Source organism: Sphingobacterium thalpophilum, from assembly GCF_038396785.1.
GTDB classification, from domain to species: Bacteria; Bacteroidota; Bacteroidia; order Sphingobacteriales; family Sphingobacteriaceae; genus Sphingobacterium; species Sphingobacterium thalpophilum_A.
On sequence record NZ_CP151087.1, the window covers coordinates 3,446,751 to 3,463,644 of the forward strand.

General features: G+C 41.9%; 11 protein-coding genes and 1 tRNA gene. 5 read left to right on the forward strand and 7 right to left on the reverse strand.

Annotated features, from left to right (window positions below):
* Positions 1 to 5 precede the first annotated feature (5 nt).
* Positions 6 to 3,206: a SusC/RagA family TonB-linked outer membrane protein gene (locus AACH28_RS15305; protein ID WP_286735042.1), complete on the forward strand. Its 3,201-nt coding sequence runs from the start codon at positions 6 to 8 to the stop codon at positions 3,204 to 3,206.
* Between the two features lie 10 nt (positions 3,207 to 3,216).
* Entirely contained in the window at positions 3,217 to 4,611 is a 1,395-nt protein-coding gene (locus AACH28_RS15310) for a RagB/SusD family nutrient uptake outer membrane protein (RefSeq protein WP_341830919.1), read from the forward strand.
* A gap of 71 nt (positions 4,612 to 4,682) precedes the next feature.
* On the opposite strand, the gene AACH28_RS15315 is transcribed toward AACH28_RS15310, so the two are convergent.
* The 4 genes from AACH28_RS15315 to AACH28_RS15330 form a co-directional block, all read right to left on the reverse strand.
* Entirely contained in the window at positions 4,683 to 5,021 is a 339-nt protein-coding gene (locus AACH28_RS15315; RefSeq protein WP_341830920.1) for a hypothetical protein, read from the reverse strand.
* A 140-nt stretch (positions 5,022 to 5,161) separates the two neighbouring features.
* Positions 5,162 to 5,632, reverse strand: coding sequence for a MauE/DoxX family redox-associated membrane protein (locus tag AACH28_RS15320; protein WP_286735036.1), 471 nt, complete (start codon positions 5,630 to 5,632; stop codon positions 5,162 to 5,164).
* A gap of 230 nt (positions 5,633 to 5,862) precedes the next feature.
* Positions 5,863 to 6,795, reverse strand: coding sequence for a helix-turn-helix domain-containing protein (locus AACH28_RS15325; protein WP_286735034.1), 933 nt, complete (start codon positions 6,793 to 6,795; stop codon positions 5,863 to 5,865).
* 125 nt (positions 6,796 to 6,920) lie between these two features.
* The gene (locus AACH28_RS15330) at positions 6,921 to 7,307 is read right to left on the reverse strand and encodes a DNA-directed RNA polymerase subunit alpha C-terminal domain-containing protein (protein ID WP_286735031.1); all 387 of its coding nucleotides are present in this window, start codon (positions 7,305 to 7,307) and stop codon (positions 6,921 to 6,923) included.
* 410 nt (positions 7,308 to 7,717) lie between these two features.
* On the opposite strand from AACH28_RS15330, the gene AACH28_RS15335 reads away from it, so the two are divergent.
* Positions 7,718 to 8,413 (forward strand): hypothetical protein, encoded by a 696-nt coding sequence (locus tag AACH28_RS15335; protein WP_286735029.1) that lies wholly within the window; start codon positions 7,718 to 7,720, stop codon positions 8,411 to 8,413.
* Positions 8,414 to 8,725: 312 nt separating this feature from the next.
* Positions 8,726 to 9,394, forward strand: coding sequence for a tetratricopeptide repeat protein (locus tag AACH28_RS15340; RefSeq protein WP_286735023.1), 669 nt, complete (start codon positions 8,726 to 8,728; stop codon positions 9,392 to 9,394).
* A gap of 320 nt (positions 9,395 to 9,714) precedes the next feature.
* Here AACH28_RS15340 and AACH28_RS15345 read toward each other — a convergent pair whose 3' ends face one another.
* Entirely contained in the window at positions 9,715 to 11,025 is a 1,311-nt protein-coding gene (locus AACH28_RS15345) for a site-specific integrase (RefSeq protein WP_084825397.1), read from the reverse strand.
* 308 nt (positions 11,026 to 11,333) lie between these two features.
* Positions 11,334 to 11,405: transfer RNA gene (locus AACH28_RS15350), tRNA-Glu, on the reverse strand.
* A gap of 140 nt (positions 11,406 to 11,545) precedes the next feature.
* On the opposite strand from AACH28_RS15350, the gene AACH28_RS15355 reads away from it, so the two are divergent.
* A complete protein-coding gene (locus AACH28_RS15355; RefSeq protein WP_341830921.1) occupies positions 11,546 to 14,062 on the forward strand; it encodes a family 20 glycosylhydrolase in 2,517 nt (838 codons plus the stop codon).
* Between the two features lie 189 nt (positions 14,063 to 14,251).
* On the opposite strand, the gene AACH28_RS15360 is transcribed toward AACH28_RS15355, so the two are convergent.
* A complete protein-coding gene (locus AACH28_RS15360; RefSeq protein WP_341830922.1) occupies positions 14,252 to 16,741 on the reverse strand; it encodes a TonB-dependent receptor in 2,490 nt (829 codons plus the stop codon).
* Positions 16,742 to 16,894: the final 153 nt, after the last annotated feature.

A 16,894-nucleotide genomic window follows, 5' to 3' on the forward strand; every position in this document is an offset into this window, starting at 1 on the left:
GGAATATGAAAGAGTATTTTATTATTACTATCCTATTTATACTGTCCATCCTAACTGCAGATGCCCAGATTTCGGGCTACGTAAGGGATGAGAACAGTGCTGCCCTGCACGGTGCCACACTGACACTAAAGAGGTCAGGTATTTCGGCAAAGACAGGCAAAAACGGCTTCTTTTCTTTTGGTAAAATGGAGCTACCGGACAGCCTGTCGGTCAGCTTTATGGGGTACAGCACTAGGAGAATGGCGGTTACTTCAGCCAATGGTAACCTCACTATTATGCTACAGAAAAACAGCCATACCATTGAAGAGGTGCAGGTTGTCAATACCGGGTTCTACAGTGTTCCAAAAGAAAGGGCTACGGGATCTTTTACTGTCGTTGACAATAAACTGCTGAACCGTTCGGTGGGTGGAAATATCCTACAGCGACTCGACGGCGTGACCTCCGGAGTTCAGTTTGTCACACCAAATGGCACCAAAGCATCCGACATCCGGGTAAGGGGACTGGCGACCATACAGTCCGATGCGAGCCCGCTCATTGTTGTCGACAACTTTCCCTATGACGGAGATATCAGCTCCATAAATCCGAATGATATTGATAACATCACGATCCTGAAAGACGGTGCAGCCGCTTCGATATGGGGAGCACGTGCGGGAAATGGTGTGATCGTGATCACGACAAAAAAAGGACAATATGGACAGAAAGACCAGCTTTCCATCAATAGCAATGTGACTATTGGCCAAAAACCCGACCTGATGTACAGCCGGAACCGTCTACCATCTGAAACTGTCATGGCGATTGAAAAAGAGAAATACGAAAAAGGCGGGTATTATCTGGAAAATGCACAGCAGACTGCTTTTCCTGCGTATGTGGAAATGCTGATCGCGCGGGATAAGGGAACGCTAAGCCCTGAAGAATTTGCCCGGCAGGAAGCCATTTTAAAAAATACGGAAGTTCGCCAAGAAGCGATGAAGTATCTTTACCAGCCCGCCGTATACCAGCAGTATGCGCTTAATGCACGTGGGGGCGGTGAAAGTTTTACTTATTATGCTTCGGGAGGATATGACAAAAACCGCTCCAGCGAAGTCGGAGCCTTCAATGACCGGATAAATCTCAACCTACAAAATACATTCAGGCCATTTCCCCAGCTGGAACTGTCCACGGCGCTTTGGTACAGCAGACAGACAAATCAGAATAACCAGATCACATTGGACGATCTCAGGGGGAATGCCACCAATATAGGTCTTTCTCCTTACACAAGACTAATGTATGAAAACGGAAATCCTGCATCTGTCATAAAAGAGTACAGACAGCCTTATGTGAACCAGGCAGGGGCTAATGGCTTACTGGACTGGGAGTATCGTCCGCTTGAGGAACGGGGGCTTATGGACAGGCGGGGAAACGGTGACGAGCTCAGGGCCAACCTTGGGCTGAGGTATAATTTTTTCAGGCATTTCAACATCAACGCTACCTATCAATATATCAGGGGCAGCTCATCCAGCACGGCCGAGTATGATAAAGATAGCTATTACGCGCGCAATATCGTCAACCGCTTCACACAGGCCGATGGCACACGGATTATCCCCTATGGCGGAGTATTCCGCGAGCTGCCGTCCAATTTTTCGCGGAGCCATTCTGCACGCGCACAGCTGGACTACTCACAGAAATTTAGCGAAGAACATGAGATAACGACACTGGCAGGTGCTGAGATCAGGGAAATGATACAGCTTACCGACCCGGGCTATACGCTCTACAATTATGATCCCGATCTGATGATCGGGGACAACAATTACAACTATACCGAGAACTATAGGACACGCCCCAGTGGAAGATCAAGACTCCTTGCCCCTCCGTCTGCAAAACAGCAGCTTACCGACCGTTACCTGTCCTATTTTGGAAATGCAAGCTACACCTATAAAACCAGATATATTCTCTCCGGTTCACTCCGATGGGATGGATCAAATCTGTTCGGTGTGAAAACCAACCAAAAAGGAACGCCATTATGGTCAGTAGGAGCAAGCTGGGAACTTACCAAAGAATCCTGGTTCAAATTGCCTGCCATGGATTATCTGCGCTTGAGGGCAACTTATGGAGTCGCAGGAAATGTAAACAAAAATGTAAGTTCCCTTCCAACTATCGAACATGCTGCGACCAATGAAAACACCGGGCGTCCACAGGCGATTGTGCGAAGTATCGGAAATCCATCCCTGCGCTGGGAACAGGTAAAAACATTTAACCTGGGTCTGGATATCCGATTGCTCAATAATCGTATTTCGGTAAGCGCCGATTATTACGTAAAAAATGCAAATGACCTGATCGGAGCCAGCGTACTTCCACCCAGTACCGGAATTTATCCGGAAAGCTTTGCTGAAAACTCGAATCTTGTCAACTATGCGAACCTGAAAACACAAGGAATGGATTTACAGCTCAGCAGCCGAAATATCCGTGGGGCTTTTAACTGGAACAGTGCGCTTCTTTTCAACATTGTCCATAATCAAGTCACCCGATATGCCGCAGATAATAATATCGGATTATACAATTATCTGCTTTCACCTTCTTTTCCTGTTGTGGGAAAAAGCAAGGATATTTTATATGCGTTACCTAAATACTCGCTCGATCCCGCTGATGGCACAGTGCTGATGTTCATTGATGGTCAGCGTACCAGGAACGGAGTGGAATATTATAACAGTCTTTCGCCGGGTGATCTCATCGGCACAGGGATCACCGTTCCGACCACTTACGGTTCCTTACGGAATGAGATCAGATGGAAGAATTTGAGTCTGTCTTTCCTTATTTCATGGAAAATGGGGCATGTATTCAGGCGCTCGACAACTGTTCCCGATGGAGAATATAGGCTGCAGTATCATATGGACTATCTAAAACGATGGCAAAATCCGGGGGACGAACACTGGACAGAGATCCCGGCAACATCCCAGAACCCTTCGGACAATATGTACAGCATGTTTGAGCAGTATGAAAATTTTGTGACCAGCGGTAGCCATCTGCGGTTTCAAGATCTAAGCTTTTCCTATGATTTCCCTGCATCTATGTTACCGAAATCGGTGTTTAAGAATGTACAGTTCTATGCATATGCAAGGAACCTGGGGATAATCTGGAAAGCTAACCGATATGGTTTAGACCCAGATTATCCTAATGCAGAGTATGTTGCGCCAAAAAGTTTTGCTTTTGGCCTGAGGTTGGACTTTTGATAAGGAGACTATGAAAGATTTAAGAAACTATTTGATTTTTTGCCTTGCCATTATTTTGACAGGTTGTGGCAAAGATTTTCTGGATGCAAAGAAGACATCCAATCAGGTTGTGCCAAAGACCGTCAAAGATTATCTGGCGATCCTGAGCCGGGATAACATGTATTATACTTCAAGCGATCTGGCTTACCTTGGAGCGGACGAATATTACGTCAAAAATTCCGCAGATCTTGTTGCGGGCTCACGGTACACACCATTCCACCAGTATGCTTATACCTGGCAGGACAACCCCTATGGCACCCAGAGAAATATCAAGGACTGGGATTTAGCGTATGAAAGGATCATGTACGCCAATCTCGCCCTGGATGTTGAATCTGCCCCATCCGGTCAGGGTGAGATCGCTGACAGGGACAGGGCAAGGGTGGCCGCCCGTTTTCACCGCGCATGGAATTTTTACCAGCTCGCGCAGCTGTTCTGCAGGCCATATAATGAACAGACTGCCGACAAAGATCCAGGTTTACCCCTACGGCTGGATTATGATGTTTCAGTCAGATATGACCGGTCATCATTGAAAGAGGTTTACGACCAGATAATAAACGATCTGACGGAGGCAGAAAATATACCAATAATGGACGACACTAACCCCTATATGCCGGGCACCACAGCTGTGCAGGCTCTTTTGGCGAAGGTCTATCTTGGGCAGGGAAAGTTTGATATGGCACTCCGGTATGCAGATATCGTGCTCAAAAAAAAGAATACGCTTGTAGATTACAATAAGCTGACGGGATCAGTCACTGATATTTATGGAAGCTATTTTGAGCCTTATGGAAAAAATAATCCCGCTATTATTTTTTATTCAGCAGCTGCCGTTGGGGGAATCATAATGCCTACAATGCAAAATATAGACACTCTTTTCACCGAATCTATTCAGCAGGAGGATCTCAGGGGGAAAATATATTTTTTTACAAGGCCATCAGGAACAAAAGTTTATACCGGTTCATATTGTGGTTACGGAGGAAATGAGTTCTTCACAGGCCTGAGTGTTGAAGAAATGTTATTGATCCGTGCAGAATGCGCTGCACGCGCCGGATCGGAACAAATTGCATTGGATGAAATCAACCTTTTACGAAGGAATAGATTTAGTAATAGTGCATATAGAAACCTTGGTCTTGCGGAGATTAGTGACCTTTTGGGATATATATTTTATGAAAGGAGAAAAGAACTTTTCATGCGGGGAAGACGATGGGAGGATGCGCGAAGGCTCAACCTTGAAGGGAAATATCCGGTCACTTTTTCCAGAATACTGGATGGGGTAAAATATACACTTGCTCCAAATGAAAAAAAATGGGTCTGGCCTATTCCACAGTCGGAAATTGATGCCAGTGGCATCCTGCAGAACGAAAGATAGCAAAGGGAGGCAAAATTTGCCTCCCTTTTGGATACTGCCCAAATTAATGAATTTTAGTCAGTTAACAGATGCTATTGATGCTGGCGGAAAGCTTCGGAAGTGAAACCGTCATCGTTTGCTTCCTTGACTGTCGCGGGCATATCAGCAGGATCAAGGGCGTCGCTTAGCTGAACAGCACAGGTAGCTCCTGCCAAAGTGTTACAGCTGCCGCTTGGCGCTCCGCCCGGATATAAACCGTCAATCTTTTGATTGGTCGCAATATTTCCACCTGCAGGATTGATCAGGCTCACCTGATACCATGTTGGCGTTGCCTTTTTGCTTTCATGGTTTTTCCAGGAAACGGTGAGAGTCACAACTGATGCCAGAACCAACAGTGCACCGAAGTTCAAATTTTTAAGTAATGTTTTCATAACAAAAAATTTAAGGATTAGCATGCGCTGATTTCATCAGGCCCATTGCATGGCCTGCCCCTATACCTTCCCGAGGTCCCGGTTTTGGGGTGATTTGCAGATTATGGCAGGGAGACCTTTACCCTGCACGTTCAGCCGTGTTATGATAAGACCGTATCCTCCTTTCTGCCAAATCCGGAAATGACGTCTTTTCCCAGATGGCTTCTATGGGCCAATATCCAGTATATTAAACCAAGAATAATAAACAGGCTATTGAGTACAATATGCAACCAGTGATTATTTGTTGGCCAGATACCTGCACATGCACAGGGCGTATAACCGAGTACCCCCGACACGCCGAACAGTAGATATAGCGTGAAAATAGTCATCACGATGGTAGATAGTCTGACCCCGAGCTGTACTGTGGATTTATAGAGCAGCAATACGGTCAAGACTATATACAGAGCCGGGAGGCCCCACAGAAGGCTGTGTTCCAACCATTGCGGGAATGACTGCAGTGCCATCTCACTTTTGGTCTGTTCCCAGCCCGAGAGTTTCAATGCAGCAGTGATCCCCCACAGCAATATAAAGCTGTACTGACCGGTGACTTTTATTATCCTCTCTCTTTTCATGTCCCTGTTAGTCTTATATCTCTACTCCTTGTAAAAATGGGAGCAAATGATAATGTTTAGTAATCTTCTTTTAAACCCTGATTCTATACTGGTAAAATTAAAATGGGAATCCTGATTTTTTTCGTGGATTTTGGACAATTTTTTGGCTGTTTTTAGGCATAAAATTGTCCAAATTTCAGGTTTTTGTCGAAATGCAATAATAATTGAGGATTTTGCCCGCGATCAAGATACTATTTTCCGTACGCCTGGCGGAAAGTTTCGATATCATTATAGCCGACTTTTGCCCAGACTGCAGACATGGGGAGTCCGGCACCATCAATGAGCTTTTTGGCTTCTTTCAGTCTCACCATGGTAATGTATTTTACTGGGCTCACATGGAACTCCGTGATAAATTTCCTTCGTAGGGTTTTTTCCTGAAAACAGAACCGGTCTGCGATCTTGTAAACTGTAAGGTTCGGGTCGCTGTAATTTTGCTCTATATACTCCTTAACTTTATAGATGGGTTCATTGCTCCGCTGCTCCAGCATATTTTCATAATATCCAAGGGCACCGACCAACAGGTCCCTGAGCAGTTTTGGAAAATTCTTTTTTATCGAATTTGCGAATCGTTCCAGAAAACGCAACCAGATCAGCACGTCGTCGCCTATCTCGCAATGGGGCATGACACCGAACAATCTATCGGACTCCATGAGCAGGGCCAGTGCTTCCTTTAGTCTGAGATAGGATTTAACTTTATGTTTAGCCCAGGCAGGAGATATCGAAACTGCGAGCACAAGGCTTGTGCCCGGGCTGGGAAAGTGTGCATGATATGTTCCAGCATTGCCACGGGATATATAGAAATATCCTTTTCTGGCTGCTGTGATCAATTGCTGACGTTCGGTGGTAAACCTGATCTCACCATCCAAACAGAATAAAATAAAAAGCCTGTTCTTTAGGGTGCGGCAGCCAAACCGGAAGGTTCCATCGGAATCCAGCTGCAGCAGCTCCATTTGAAATTGTTTAAGGATAAACCGCTGGCGGTGGAGCACTGCTCCCGTAAAATTATATTGCAGGGAAATAGGGGCATTTTTCAATGGATGTAGGCATGAAGCTGGCGGAAAATCCGTGACATCCCGGATATTCAGTGGTTCTTCGTTAAAAAACAATTCATAGTCATCTGTCATATCGCTGCATTTTTCCTATAACTGCCATAATTGATGGCTAATAGTGCTACTGGTGTAAGAGCCCAAAACCTCGGCCAGTTGTCAGTTAACAGTTCCTTCAGCGGACAAATTGAGAATCTATTCAGCTAAAATAGGAAGGAATTCCTGCCGATACCTTGATACGATGACTTACTGGTTTCCATTTTTCCTATTTCAGTCAACAGAACCCTGATCTCCCCGAGCGATTTTCTTCCCATTCCTTCCATCCTTTCAAGATCATTGTACGATGTTGCCAGAAGTCCGGCGACAGTACTGATCCCGTTCTTATAGAGGATATTGATCGTCCTGCTGCCAAGTTCGGCTTTTAGCTCCCAGAGATCCGCTTCTTTGATATGGGATAGGATAAACTCATTGTCCCGCAGTAGCTGCCTTAGCTTCATAGAAAGACGATAGAGCGAGTCAATATCCATCGCACCGAGGTCAAATCGTGTCTTTTTTCCACTGATGAAAACATCTATTTCAAGTTCTTTCATAGGTTCTCATGGTTATCTGGTCAGAAATATTTATTCAGAGTATCACTGATCGTATTTTGTCGCACTTAGCGTATCTCTAAAGATTAAATTGAGGTTTTTCAAGAGCTTTTAAAAATTTTTTAGACCAACTCCATTTCGACCTCGACAAACTTGCCTGTTTCCTCGATATCTTATTTCTCAGGACTTCAAACTGTTCTGTTATCACTCATCCCGATAGTATTTTAAATAAAGTTCGGCTTAATAAATGGTGTTCAGGTAGGAAAAAACACACCAAATTTTTATGATTTTATACAAAATTTAGGGTTAAAAGGTGTGTTTTTTACCACTTCAGATTTGAATTGCCTTAATCTATTGTTTCTTGGTTGAAATTTAAACAGCTTTGTATTAACAATGACATGCTGATTTTTACCATGGGAATATTAAAAAATGTGATACGATCCTTATTCGACAAAAAAGAATCAATTCGGGATACGCCCGAGAAAACTGAGGTGGATCTAAGGGATCTCGAGTTTCTCGCCCAAAAGTCAAATTATTTTATAGAGAAGCAGGTAGAAAGCTACCGCAACAAAACCACTATTTCCGGAACAATAATCACAGTGATCGTTATCTTTATTCCATTCTTTATAAGCGGTCTTCAGAACAGTGTCTTCTGGATAAAGCTGATCTCTATTCTGCCGTTATCAATACTAACGGTAAACCTGGTAAACTTTGTCAAGATACTAAAGACCAAATCCCTTGATGTTGGATTCCATACCAATAAATTTCAGGATCTGGCTAACAGAAGTTATGAAGAAATACTAATGTATGAGATCGGGGCAAACAGATCTTCTTTTGATGACAATATGATAAAAATAAAAAAGGTTGACAGGATTTTTCATTTTAATATTAAATTTACATTGATCAGTATCATCGCATCAACAATTATTTTAATTATCACTAATCTTATTGATATGAGCAATAAAGAAAACGAAACAACGCAGCCTTCACAACCTGTGAGGGTTATTCCAACGGTCGATCCCGGAGATCGGACAAATTTAACGGATACGACGCCTTATATGCAATTGGTGGCCCCTGATTCCTCGGACAAAAATGCAGAACAAAAGTAAATTCATGGATTAGAAAATAAAGGTCCATGCTTTTGTACACTCAAGAATGTCCTAATTAATTTATAAGAGTACCGGTTATTTTAAAGGTAGAGGAAATTGTGGAAAATCTAACCGACAGACTGAACGGGAGAAAGCAAGAATCAGATCCGAATTCTAAATGATGGAATTAAAGAAAGTCAATGTTAACTGCATTGGCTTTTTTCGTATTTTAGTAATAGTAGTATTCTCTCACATAAGTAGCATAACGTCCAATAATGGTAACTGTGCCGGAGAGATTTTATGATAGTCATAAATAAGCGTGGGCAATTCAAGATGAAGTTTTTACAGACCATATTATTACTTATTATTCTGATTGGATGTGGTACCAGATCATCGGAATATTATCGCGAGCAGGCGAATAAACTTGAAAAAGAAAACAAATTTAAAGAAGCAATATTACTTCTTGACAAAGGCATTGAAAAAGACCCAAAGAATATCAACGCTTTACTTGACAGGGCTGTCGACAAATCCTATACAAATAAGTACAAGGGTGCTATTGACGATTATTCAAAAGTTATCGAGCTGGACCCTGACAATAGTCTAGCCTTTTTGAACCGAGGAAAAAACAAAGAAAGGCTTGAAGATCACAAGGGAGCGATAGCCGATTTCGATAAGGCAATTAACACTAAGGGGAACGAATTAATTTATGTTGACAAAGTTGAAGACCCCTACGTTGAAACAGGGTTTGAATATGATGTTAAGATAGAGGAGATCAGGTTCGAACGCGGAATAGCCTACTATAAGATAGGCAATCTAAAAAAGGCATTCGATGATTTTAGTTTTGTAATCCGCAAGGATTACAATTTATCAGATTGCTATTATTGGAGAGGCCTGATTTATCTAAGCTACAAGATGAAAGATGAGGGGTGTAAAGATTTAAGCAAGGCTATGGAACTAGGAGACCCAGATGCAAAAGACCTTCTGGACAAGTATTGTAAATAAAAACAGTGAGGCCAGATTTTCGTTTGTTTAGCGGATAGCGCTAAAATTAAACTCAAAATCAAGTTACGTATTTTCCACCGCTCCTTAGTGGCTTGCGAAACCCCTCAGGTCTTTCCCTGCGCCGTTCTCGCCTTTGGCTGTTTAAGGAATTGATTTGTTGTCCTGATTCTATAAAAATCCGACCGCTAGACCCATATAGCCTATATATTACCAAAAAAATACTATGATCGGCTTGAAGGAAACTAGCTTTTGGTAAGGGCGGATAACATATTTTTTATTTAATCTGGAAGCGATACACGATGTACCGCTTCCTTTTGTTATCAAGCAATATTTCTTCCGTTATGGTCTGTCTTTATAAATGTAAATGCCTGAGGGGTACATAGCTCAGCTATTTTAGCTTGATTTGCAGGCGCCGGTTTATTCTCGATCTTTCTTTCCAGTCTTTCCATATCCACCGCAACTCTATTATCCAATAACTTCGCATAGTGCTGTGTGGTCTTGATGTCCGTATGCCCGAGCATCTTGGAAACGGTTTCGATCGGAACGCTATTGGCAAGTGTTACAGACGTGGCGAACGTATGGCGTGATTTATGAAATGTGAGTTCTTTTGTTATCTCACACAAATCCGCTATTTCCTTTAGATAACTGTTCATTTTCTGATTGCTGAGAACAGGTAGTACCATATCTTTTGTCATACATGGTGGATAATCATGATACCGTTCAATTATCTCAAGTGCCTTTGGAAGCAGTGGAATATTTGATGAGGTTTCAGTCTTTTCCCTGCTGGTGAAGATCCAGAGTTTTCCATCCACTCCCTCGGCAATATCTGTCCATTTTAGTTTCTTCACATCCGCATAGGAAAGTCCGGTGTAACAACAAAAAACAAAGATGTCGCGGACATGTGCAAGCCTTGGGATCTTGAACAACTTTTCCTCTATCCTTCGAAGTTCCGCATCTGTCAGAAACTCCTTCTCTTTAGCCTTCGCCTTGATCTTGTAGAATGCAAATGGATCATCCATTATCCATCGATGTGCAATACAGATTTTGATGATCTTACGAAGGTGTTTCATGTATTTTGCCGCCGACACGGCTGAACAGCCCATTGTGGCACGCAGAAAGAATTCATATCCCGTAACAAAGGCATGGTCAATCTTTCTTGTGTCAATATCCTGCGACCTGTATTCTTTCTCAAGGTATCCACAAACATGTAATAAGGAGGTCTTATAACCTTTAAGCGTATTGGGCTTGAATCCATTGCCGAGCAATGCTTTCATCTGGATATTGTGTTCCCTAAAAACATCAAGAAATTGCTTTCGCTTGATATCCTTCCCCTGATACCTAAGTTTGATGGATTCCGCGGTAATTTCCTCTGCGGCAGCCGTCATAGCGGTATGGATTGTACTTACTTTGCTGACTAGGGCATCAAGATAGCTATTAAGGGTCTTGATAGCTTCTGTTGTGCCTTTCACACGACTGGCTTTAGAGTTCCATTTCGACGGATCGCATTCCCGTCCTGTGGAGACTTCTTTTGGGATACCATCTACGGTAATCCGCATGTAGATTGGTTTGGGGCCGTTAACATAATTTTTTGGTTTCTTCAAGTAGAAGAGCAAGGAATAATTTGTGCTCATGACAACATCATTTAAGTGAAACAAACCGAGCCGCCTTTGTGGCGAGCTCTGCATCACCACTGAAAAACAGATTTCAGCGATGCAAAATTAGCCTTGCAACGAAAACGGATCAAGATGTTTAAATTATGAACACATTGACAATCAAACTTTTAAATATATTTCAGTGAGTAGTCAACTCCAAGAAAATGACTCACTGAATGACTCACTTTTTTATTGGGAATTATTATAGGTTTTGTAGATACTGAAAAACAAAAAAGCCTGCAAATGTTTAATTTGCAGGCTTTTGTATGTTTTGACTTTTAGATGTGTAGCCCGTAGGGGAATCGAACCCCTGTTTCAAGAATGAAAATCTTGCGTCCTAACCCCTAGACGAACGGGCCGTTTTCTGTTTCGGTGTGCAAATATAGAAATATTTATAAATGTGTCAAAATTTTTATCTTTTTTTTATTCATTTTTTTTGAAATAGATCATAAACCCCTCTAGAATAGCTATATTTAGAGTCATTGAAAAAGTAACCAACATGACTAATTTTAAAAAAATCAAAAAACCGCTACTCTATGCCGGACTAGGCTTTGCTTTATTAAGTCAGGAAGCCTATGCCCAGAAATCGAGCGCTATCGCAGATCAACTGCAACTCACCTGGAAGGTCAAAGACGGACAGAATATCCGTAAAAATCCGGTATCCACCCTAATTTTAAAAAACAAGGGGAAAAGTGCTGTTCAACTCAACGACTGGAGCATCTGGTTTAATTTTATTCGCTCTATCGATCCAGAAAAGGTCGACAAACGTTTTGCGATAGACCACCGAAACGGAGATCTCTTTCAGGTTAGCTTTAAGAAAAATAACTTTTTATTAAATGCGCAAGATACAATCCACATCGATTTTATCACGACTGGACTGGTCAATTATACGGATGGACCAATTGGTCTATACCTAAAAAATAATAAGACTGGGCTTGCAACAAATATTTCGGATTATGCTGCGGTTAAAATTGCTCCCCAGTCGGACGCTGAAAAAACAGCTTACTTTGCTTATAAATACGATCAAAATAAGCTGGTAGAGGGTATAGCAGCACAGTATATCATCCCTTTACCAAGCAATATCAGCATCAATAATAACGAAAAATTCAACTTATCGACAGGTACCAATTTTTTTATTGACCATGAATTTGCTAGCGAAGGAGGCTTTCTGACAGATTTCCTGACCAGCTATTCAGGCGTTAAGCTAGCAGCTTCATCCAGTCCACAAGGCGGCATTGAGATTGTCAAAGCAAACAACTTAAAGCCCGAATCCTATCACTTGACGATTGGTGCGAAAGGTGTGCGAATAGAAGCATCAGATAAAGCTGGTGCATTTTATGCCATACAGTCGTTAAAATCGTTGATCAATCACAGCCAATGGAATAAAGCCGCAAAATCGATCACATTACCATTCGGTAACATTGAGGATAGCCCGCGCTATAGCTACCGTGGATTTATGCTGGATGCTGCCCGTAATTTCCATAGCAAAGCCGAGGTTTTAAGAATATTGGATCTCATGGCTTCCTACAAGTTGAACAAGTTCCATTTCCACTTCATTGACGACGAAGGTTGGCGATTGGAAATCCCAGCCCTACCCGAATTAACGGCTATCGGAGCCAACCGTTCGGCCAATTTTGAAGATGGAAAGGCAATACAGTCTGCTTATGGATCTGGCGCTACGGCCAAACCGCATCAATTCTACAGTGTTGCTGACTATATCGAAATTTTAAAATATGCACAGGCAAGACATATCGATGTCATACCCGAGGTAGAAACTCCTGGTCATGCGCGTGCTGCAATCAAAGCAATGCGTGCGCGTTTTGCACATTATTCAAACCTTGGTGATAAACAAAAAGCGGAGGAATTCCTGCTTGACGATGCAGAGGACAAATCCGTTTACAATTCTGCACAAAACTGGAATGACAATGTCATGAACCCTGCCCTACCTTCAACCTATCACTTCCTGAGCAAGGTGATCGATGAAATCAAAGCGATGCATGATCAAGCTGGAGTTCCGTTGAAAATTATCGATTTGGGAGGCGACGAGACGCCAAGTGGTGTTTGGGAAAAATCGCCAAAGGTATTGGCCTTTATGAAGGAAAATAATATCGCCAATGTACTCGACGTATGGCCGCTGTATATTACCAAAATTAATACCCTTGTTCAAGGAAAAGGGTTAACGATGTCTGGATGGGAAGAAATGGGTATGCGCAATAAAGGAAAAGGCATGGTTGTAAATGCCGATCTAGGAAAATCCGGCATCCATTTGAACGTATGGAACAATCTCCCTGGCCAGGGACAGGAAGACCTCGCTTATCGATTGGCAAATGCAGGATATAAAGTTGTTTATACGAGTGCTGCAAACAACTACCTGGACATGTCTTGGGACCGTGATTTTGCGGATCCAGGACACAGTTGGGTTGGTACGGTTAATCTGAATAGAACTTATTCGTTTTCTCCTGAAAATTTCTTCATCAATCTGCGCAAGGATGACACCGGAAAAGATCTTAGACCTGAGGCATACACCAATAAAGAACAGCTTACAGCGGAAGGGAAAAAAAACCTCCTCGGTATCAAAGGGGCCTTATGGGCAGAAAAGGCATCTACTGACCAGCGCCTTGAGGAAATGATATTTCCACGTTTAATAGCGATTGCTGATCGCGCATGGGCCCCCGAACAAACCTGGGAAAAAGGAAATTCTTTTGACGAGGCCACTTACCGTAAATCGTATACCTCCTTTATCAAAAAATTAGGTGAGGATGAATTGAGAAAACTGGATGGGGTAAATGGAGGCTATACCTATCGACTTCCTAAAATTGGAATCAAGAAAGAAGGTAGCCAACTCCTTATCAATACCGATTATCCTGGTTTCAAAGTCTATTACAGCGACAACGGCAGTACACCAACATTGAAATCTAAATTAGTGGATGGTCCAATACCATTCCAGACTGGAAAGAAATACTTATTTAAAGTCTTTGATGCGAAAGGACGATCAGGTGATGTAATCAGCTATTAATTCATTTGCACGCAAAATGATAAACGCTATTGGCGTTGGCAATAAAAAAAAGCTACATAAAATAACATCAGTCACTTCAAAAATCGACTGTTTGAACTGGCACTTAAGCTGATAAAGGCAAAATAGAATAAAAAAAGGGTTGTCCAACTTCTTTGGACAACCCTTCTGTTTTAGATAGATATTGTATCCTTAAAACTTATAACTCAATGCAACAGCAGCATTTCTCGGATCGATCTGATTAATAAAACCACCTCGGAAGTATGAATTCAATCCAATCTCATTGGTGATATTATTTACAAAGACTTTCGCATCAAATTTGCGCCATTTGTATCCCACCTGTGCATTTAATGTGGTATATGCTGGCATATTGAAAGGTTCTGTACCATAATATTCACCATGTCCATTTGGTGTTAAGCTATATTCATTGACAGGTCGGTCTCCAACATAATAAACACCCGCACTTAAACTCAGATTCCGAAGAGCTCCTTGATTAAATACATATTGTATCCATGCATTTGCCGTATGTTTTGGCGCGTTCATCGGTGCCGATCCATCCATATAGGAAGGTGAATTTTTATATCGCGCATCTAAATAGGCATAACCCAACATCACTGTTAAATTTTCCAATACACGACCGTTCAACTCAGCCTCAATACCATCGCGTACCAGATCCCCTGCCTTAAAGTATAATCCTGTAGCAACATTAGTGCCCGGTGTATACTCAGCGTTGGTCAAGTTAGAGGTATAAATATGGAAATAGGTTAAATTGAAACGTAACCGATTATTCAGCCAATCGGATTTAATCCCCCCTTCAAATTGTTCGGTTTTAGAAGCACCTGCTGCTGTACCATCGGTTAATGGATTCGCAGCATTCCTTAAATTCGTTGAGTTTGTATAAGACCCAAATACATTAAAATTCTCAAATGGCGTAAAAATCACCCCCGCCATTGGATTCCATGCAGACTCCCTTTTATTACCGTTTGATGTGAAATCTTTTGTTGTAATTTCGGAATAACGTAAACCTAATACAGCCTTAATGTATTTATTAAATTCAATAACGTCCTGCCCCATAAATCCTATAGAAGAATAATAACTTCGCACAGGCGTTCCAGCTGTGTAGGCGATTTGCTTTCCTTTTCGCTGGTTTCCCAAAGAATCGACATAGACAACCTCGGATAGATCATTTACCCAATCGCCGTGAATATCAATAATATCAATTACATTACTATTTTGATCGGCTTTTTTCAAAAGAACATTTTTCTCCAGTGGACTTAATTTTCCTGCAAAAGAAGTTGTTGTCGCATCAGCGATACGATAATCCACCCCTGCCTGAACCAAATGTTTTACTTTACCCGTATAAAGATCTTTTCCGATCAAGTCAAACTGAAAAGTTTTATTCTTGTCATCGCGCAGGCTTTTGCTCATTGAGCGCGAGAATGTGTTATATTGTTTTGCATCGTCTTTAATCAATGAAGAAGAAGATGACTGATTATCAACCTGATAAGAGGACGTTGCAATAGAAGCTCTGATGCTCCATCGATCGGTCAATTCATGATTGATCTGGGCCATAAAGCTCTTCATCTCTGTATTATTATTATCGGAATTGAAGCCCAAAAACTTATTGTTCGGGATAACATATAGCGCATTCACCCCTTGTGAAGGATTTAAATTGACTGCGGAATTAACCGGCGTGCGATTATCATTAAAATAATCGCCCTCCAAAGTAATTGTCGTCTTATCCGTTGGTTTCCAAGCTAAGGATGGATTTAGATAAACACGGTTAGAGGATACACTTTTGCGGTAGCTATCGCTACGTTCATAAGCGCCATCCATTCGAAAAGCAACGGTCTCTTTCTTATCCAGTACCGTTTGGAAATCAAAGGTTGGGCGGAATTGCCCCCAGCTTCCCGCACGGACACCAATCTCTCCAGAATTCGTGAAATTAGGAGTTTTAGTGACCACATTAATTACCCCTCCTGCATTACCGATATCCGTAATAACACCCTGCGTAACCGCAGCAGACCCTTTAATCATTTGAATAGACTCCACACCTTGCATATCAACAACTCCAGATGCAGTTTGAAATTGAGAGTCCATCCGCACGCCATTCTTCAATACAGGTACCCCTCTGAAACCACGTGTTGACAAAGATTCTTTAACACCCCCATAAGAACCGAACAAGGTTACACCCGGAATATTTCTTACAGCATCCGTCAACGTCAGAATACCCTGATCTTGAATGACCTTATTGGAGATGACGGAAATACTCTGAATTTGATCCGAAGGTTTTAATGGCATACGTGTGATCATTTCCAAGCCTTTTGGCTTCTTGTTGCGTTCACCAAACACTTCTACCTCATCAATGGCCTGCTCATTGCTCACTAGGATAATTGGATCAATAATCACTTCAGGGCTCTTCGTGCTAAAAACATAATCAATAACGGTTGTTTGGTAGCCCATATAAGTGAATTTAATGACCGTATTTTGGTCGATGCCATGTAGTCTAAAATGACCTCTATGGTCTGTACGGACCTTTTTATCTCCGATTGAAACGGTTACTGAACTTAAAGGATTATTTTGTGTATCGACGACTTTACCTTTGACGATTCCCGAGGTTTGACCATATACTGCACCTCCGATTAAAAATGTAGAAGCGAGAGCTCGTAAGTGTTTGTCCATGTTAATAATTTTGGTAATTATTTTTATTTATTCTAAATAATAGCGCAAAGGTATAAAAAATAACCTATTTAGAATAATTAAAAACAAAAAAGTCCTGAACCACCTCAGGCTCAGGACTTTTTTATGTCGTCAGACAGTTATTATATAGTCAGA

Excerpts from the sequence above, each read along its gene's own strand:
- AACH28_RS15305 (WP_286735042.1), top strand. The coding sequence starts at position 6 with ATGAAAGAGTATTTTATTATTACTATCCTATTTATACTGTCCATCCTA.
- AACH28_RS15310 (WP_341830919.1), top strand. The coding sequence starts at position 3,217 with ATGAAAGATTTAAGAAACTATTTGATTTTTTGCCTTGCCATTATTTTG.
- AACH28_RS15315 (WP_341830920.1), bottom strand. The coding sequence starts at position 5,021 with ATGAAAACATTACTTAAAAATTTGAACTTCGGTGCACTGTTGGTTCTG.
- AACH28_RS15320 (WP_286735036.1), bottom strand. The coding sequence starts at position 5,632 with ATGAAAAGAGAGAGGATAATAAAAGTCACCGGTCAGTACAGCTTTATA.
- AACH28_RS15325 (WP_286735034.1), bottom strand. The coding sequence starts at position 6,795 with ATGACAGATGACTATGAATTGTTTTTTAACGAAGAACCACTGAATATC.
- AACH28_RS15330 (WP_286735031.1), bottom strand. The coding sequence starts at position 7,307 with ATGAAAGAACTTGAAATAGATGTTTTCATCAGTGGAAAAAAGACACGA.
- AACH28_RS15335 (WP_286735029.1), top strand. The coding sequence starts at position 7,718 with ATGGGAATATTAAAAAATGTGATACGATCCTTATTCGACAAAAAAGAA.
- AACH28_RS15340 (WP_286735023.1), top strand. The coding sequence starts at position 8,726 with ATGAAGTTTTTACAGACCATATTATTACTTATTATTCTGATTGGATGT.
- AACH28_RS15345 (WP_084825397.1), bottom strand. The coding sequence starts at position 11,025 with ATGAGCACAAATTATTCCTTGCTCTTCTACTTGAAGAAACCAAAAAAT.
- AACH28_RS15355 (WP_341830921.1), top strand. The coding sequence starts at position 11,546 with ATGACTAATTTTAAAAAAATCAAAAAACCGCTACTCTATGCCGGACTA.
- AACH28_RS15360 (WP_341830922.1), bottom strand. The coding sequence starts at position 16,741 with ATGGACAAACACTTACGAGCTCTCGCTTCTACATTTTTAATCGGAGGT.